Genomic DNA, 4,481 nt, shown 5'->3' on the forward strand with positions numbered 1-4,481 from the left:
TGCTCGGGCCGGACGCAACCGACAGCGAGGTCGACGCGGCGACGCACCTCGTCATGGGCGCGGTGATGGAGTGCGCGCTGGTCTGCGGCGCGGCCGCCGAGCCCATCAAAGCCGCGCGGGGCCTCGTCGAAGAGCTGAAGCGGATGTTAGCGGGGCTCAGACGTTGAAGCGGAAGTTCATCACGTCGCCGTCGCGCACCACGTAGTCCTTGCCCTCGGACCTGAGCTTGCCGGCGTCGCGCGCGCCCGCCTCGCCGTTCAGGCGGACGTAGTCGTCATAGGCGATCGTCTCGGCGCGGATGAAGCCCTTCTCGAAGTCGGTGTGGATCACGCCGGCGGCTTGCGGCGCGGTGGCGCCCACCGGCACGGTCCAGGCCCGCGCCTCCTTGGGGCCGACGGTGAAATAGGTCTGCTGGCCGAGCAGGTGGTAGGCCTGGTGGATCAGGCGGTTGAGGCCCGGCTCGGCGAGGCCGAGCGTCTCCAGGAACTCGCCCCGTTCCTCTTCCGGCAGCAGGGCGATCTCGCTCTCGATCTTGGCCGAGATGACCACGGCGTCGGCATTGTCGCGCTTGGCGCGGGCGATCACCTGCTCGGAGAGCGCGTTGCCGCTCTCGGCCGAGCCCTCGTCGACGTTGCAGACGTAGAGCGCCGGCTTGGAGGTGAGCAGCTGGAGCATGCGCCAGGCCTTCTCCTCCTCCTTGGGCACGTCCTTCTCGGCGGCGCGCGCCGGGCGGCCGGCGTTGAGATGCCCCAAAGCGAGGTTCACCAGCTTCAGCGTCAGCGCCGCTTCCTTATCGCCGCCGGTCTTGGCCCTCTTCTCCAGGGCCGTGACGCGCTTCTCCAGGCTTTCCAGGTCGGCCAGCATCAGCTCGGTCTCGATGATGTCGAGGTCCGACAGCGGGTCGATGCGCCCCTCCACGTGGGTGACGTCGTCGTCGACGAAGCAGCGGGCGACGAAGGGCACGGCGTCGCAGTCGCGGATGTTGGCCAGGAACTGGTTGCCCAGGCCCTCGCCCTTGGACGCGCCCCGCACCAGACCGGCGATGTCCACGAAGTTGATCCGCGAGGGGATGATCTCCTTGGACGGGATGATCGCCGCCAGGACGTCCAGGCGCGGCTCGGGCACCGCCACGTCGCCGGTGTTGGGCTCGATGGTGCAGAACGGATAGTTGGCGGCCTGGGCCGCGGCGGTCTGGGTGAGCGCGTTGAACAGGGTCGACTTGCCCACGTTGGGCAGGCCGACGATGGCGACTTTCAGGGCCATGGATTCTTTCGGGTCTTGGAAAGGCTAGCGGTCGGGCGACCTAGCACAGGCGGCCCTCGCGGCCTAGGCATGAGCCCAAACGGAAAGGCCGCCGCCCGAGGGCGACGGCCTTTGCCTAACCGATCGATCGAGGCGGTTAGGCCGCGACGTACGCCTGACGGCGACGTTGGCGCAACAGGGCGCCCAATCCGCCAAAGCCCATGATCATCAGGCTCCAGGCCGCCGGTTCAGGTACGGCGGTCGTGAAGCTGAACTCGCCATCGCCCTTGCCGGTGAACGACTCCAGGGCCGCTGAACTCGATGTGGCCCCGAAGTTCGGGGTCACGGCCAACAAGGTGTAGGCGAACTCCGGGTTGATCGCCGACGCGAGCGCCGGATCGACCGTCGAGGTGAAGGTCATGTGACCTCCATTGCCCACCGACAGGTTCGTGGACCCCGAGCCGCCGTTACCTTGGATCCAGGCGTTGGTGAAGGTCCCGCTCAGCAGGTTCTCACCGTTCGTCAGCGTCGTCCCGCCAAACATCGTGCCGGTCGTGCCGGAGAAGGTGTAGCTGAAGCTGCCGCTCAGGCCCGTCTGGGTCCAAAGATCGTTCGGTGCGCCCGAGAAGCCCGCCGGCGCGCCGGTGGCCGTCGCCGTGAAGTTGAAGTTCGCGGGCACGAACGCCAGCAGGTTCAGCACAGGTCCCGAATTCTCGAAGCTGAACGAGGTCGAGCCCGTGCCGGTGAGCGTGCCGCCGGAACCCGTGTCGCCCGCGCCATTGTTCGTCCAAGTGAAGTTCGGGCCTGCAGCCAGGGTCGTAGTTGTCGCGAACACCGTCGTGGCCGCCTGGGCGCCCGACGCAAGAGCGGCGAACGACAAGGCGGCGACGCTGGCCGTCAAAAGCAGAGTTTTCAAGTTAACAGCCTCCCAGAAGGAAAATCCCCCAGTGGCGGGTCAACACAAAGCCGACAAAATTTGTTCCCGGTGTCAGATCGGGTCTGTGCGGAATTTTTTTGACCGTGACCGAGCCGTGTCCGGAACGCCACAGCCGGGGCCGCGAAATCGGGTGCGCGGGCGGCTAGCGGCCGCCCAGCGCGCGGGCGGCGAAGTCGCGCCAGGTCTGGGCTTCCTTGCGGAACTGGCCGCGCAGCTTGACCATCCGCTTGTCCAGCTCGACGACGATCTCGCGCGCCTCGTTCCGGCGACCGTGGCGGGCCATGAAGGCGGCGTAGCGGGCCAGGGCCTCGAAGCCGGGCAGGCGCTCGGCGGCCCACTGGTAGGCGCGGTCGGCGTCGCTGACGTGGTCCAGGGCCTCGTAGGCGCGGCCCAGCGACATGGCGGCGGCGGGCGTGCGGCCGAAGATCTCGTCATCGCCGAGCTTTTCCAGCACCGCCAGAGCCTCGGCGGGGCGGCTCAGCTCCAGCAGCGAATTGGCCAGGCCCAGCAAGATGACCGGATCGTCGGCGTGCACGCCTTGGGCGGCGGCGCGCCAGAGGGCCTCGGCCTCGGCGTAGTGGCCGAGATGGGCGGCGGCGCCGGCCAGGCGCGACTGGTTGCGGACGGTGGGCGTGTCATCGCAGGCCTGTTTGGCCTCGCGGTATTCGCGGTGCGGGTCGAGGGTCTCGCGCGCCGCCTGGCCGAGCTTGCGCGCGGTCGTGCCGCCGAAGATGTCGGGCACGATGTTGAGGGCGATGTAGACGAGGCCGCCGAGCGGCTGGAGCATCAGGATGACCCACAGCCACATCGAGTTGCGGCCGGTCTTCACGGCATGCCAGCAGAGCAGGATCGCCATCACCAGCGAGAGGAGAAAGCCAGGAATAATCATATCGGCCGGTCCTAGAGTTCACCCCGCGCCGCCTTGCGGGGGTCGACCTTGTCGGCCGGCGCCAGGCGCATGACTTCGGTCTGGTATTTCTCGTCCTCGCCGGCCGCCAGCAGGGGCAGCGCCTCGGCGACCGCCTCGATCAGCGGCTCGACCCACTGCCGGTCGGCCTTGTGGAACTCGGAGAGCACGTGGCCGTGCACCAGCTCCTTCTGCCCCGGATGGCCAGTGCCCAGCCGCGCACGTCGAAAGTAGGGGCCGACCTGGGCGGTGATCGAGCGGACGCCGTTGTTGCCGGCCGCGCCGCCGCCGGCCTTCATCCGGAAGCGGCCGGGCGCGAGATCGATCTCGTCGTAGAAGACGATCAGGTTCTCAGGTTCGATCTTGAAGAACTTCAGCGCCTCGCCGACCGCGCGGCCGCTCTCGTTGTAGAAGGTCTGCGGCTTGAGGATGAGCGTCTTCACCGGGCCGTCGGGCGTCGGGATCGAGCCCTCGGCCGCGAAGCCCTGGAAGCGCGAACGCCAGGGACCGAAATCCCACCGGCGCGCAATCTCGTCCACGGCCGTGAAGCCGATGTTGTGGCGCGTCTTGGCGTAGGTCGGTCCCGGATTGCCGAGGCCCGCGATCAGCAGCATCTGGCCCCCCGAAGACGGCCCCTAGAGCAGGTCTGGGGAGACGAGGCCTTTAGGCCTCGCCGCCTTCTTCCACGGCGCTTTCAGCGGCGGCGCCTTCGGCGACCGCGGTATCAGCGGCTTCGTCTTCGTCAGCCTGCAACGAAGCGCCGGCGATGGAGGCGAGCACCGTGTCGGTCGGCAGGGCGGCTTCCACGTTGGCCGGCAGCTTGAGCTCCGACAGACGGATCGAGGCGCCGATCTCCAGGCCGGTCAGGTCGAACACCAGCTCTTCGGGGATGTGGTCGGCGGCGCAGGAGACGGTCACCGTGTGCAGCGCGATGTTCAGCGTGCCGCCGCGCTTCAGGCCCGGCGATTCTTCCTGGTTCACGAAGTGCACCGGGACGGCGATCTTGATCTGCTGGTGCGCGTCGACCCGGTAGAGGTCGAAGTGCCACGGCTCGTCCGTCACCGGGTGCATGTCGATCGCCTTGGCGATCACCCGCTGGGTCTCGGCGCCGTACTTCAGCGTCACGAGGTGGCCCAGCAGCTTGCCGGTGTAGAGCGCCTTGCGGAACTCGTTGGCGCGGACCGAGACGGGCACGGGCGCCTTGTCCCCGCCGTAGAGGATGCCGGGCACCTGGCCCGCGCGCCGCGCGGCGCGCGCCGCACCGGAGCCGGTGGACGGGCGCACTTCAACGTTCAGAACGATATCGGCCATGGCCTTGCCTCAAAACGAAGCCGCCGCGCGATAGGCCGCGCGGCGACGCAGATCCGCGACCCGTCGGCGGGTCGAAACGAAAGG

At 68.4% G+C, this 4,481-nt stretch carries 5 protein-coding genes; all 5 read right to left on the reverse strand.

Annotation, left to right across the window (positions count from 1 at the left end; all coding sequences use genetic code 11):
* Positions 1–156: 156 nt before the first annotated feature.
* Positions 157–1,263, reverse strand: a complete 1,107-nt coding sequence (gene ychF / locus VHS75_RS22625) for a redox-regulated ATPase YchF (protein ID WP_329640892.1) — start codon at positions 1,261–1,263, stop codon at positions 157–159.
* A gap of 136 nt (positions 1,264–1,399) precedes the next feature.
* Positions 1,400–2,158, reverse strand: a complete 759-nt coding sequence (locus VHS75_RS22630; protein ID WP_329640893.1) for a PEPxxWA-CTERM sorting domain-containing protein — start codon at positions 2,156–2,158, stop codon at positions 1,400–1,402.
* Between the two features lie 163 nt (positions 2,159–2,321).
* Positions 2,322–3,068: a hypothetical protein gene (locus VHS75_RS22635; RefSeq protein ID WP_329640894.1), complete on the reverse strand. Its 747-nt coding sequence runs from the start codon at positions 3,066–3,068 to the stop codon at positions 2,322–2,324.
* Positions 3,069–3,079: 11 nt separating this feature from the next.
* Positions 3,080–3,700 carry an aminoacyl-tRNA hydrolase gene (pth, locus tag VHS75_RS22640; protein ID WP_329640895.1) on the reverse strand — a complete coding sequence of 207 codons (621 nt, stop codon included), beginning with the start codon at positions 3,698–3,700 and terminating at the stop codon, positions 3,080–3,082.
* Between the two features lie 49 nt (positions 3,701–3,749).
* Positions 3,750–4,397, reverse strand: a complete 648-nt coding sequence (locus VHS75_RS22645; RefSeq protein ID WP_329640896.1) for a 50S ribosomal protein L25/general stress protein Ctc — start codon at positions 4,395–4,397, stop codon at positions 3,750–3,752.
* Positions 4,398–4,481 lie beyond the last annotated feature (84 nt).

The sequence above is a fragment of the Phenylobacterium sp. genome (assembly GCF_036264965.1).
Taxonomy (GTDB): domain Bacteria; phylum Pseudomonadota; class Alphaproteobacteria; order Caulobacterales; family Caulobacteraceae; genus Phenylobacterium.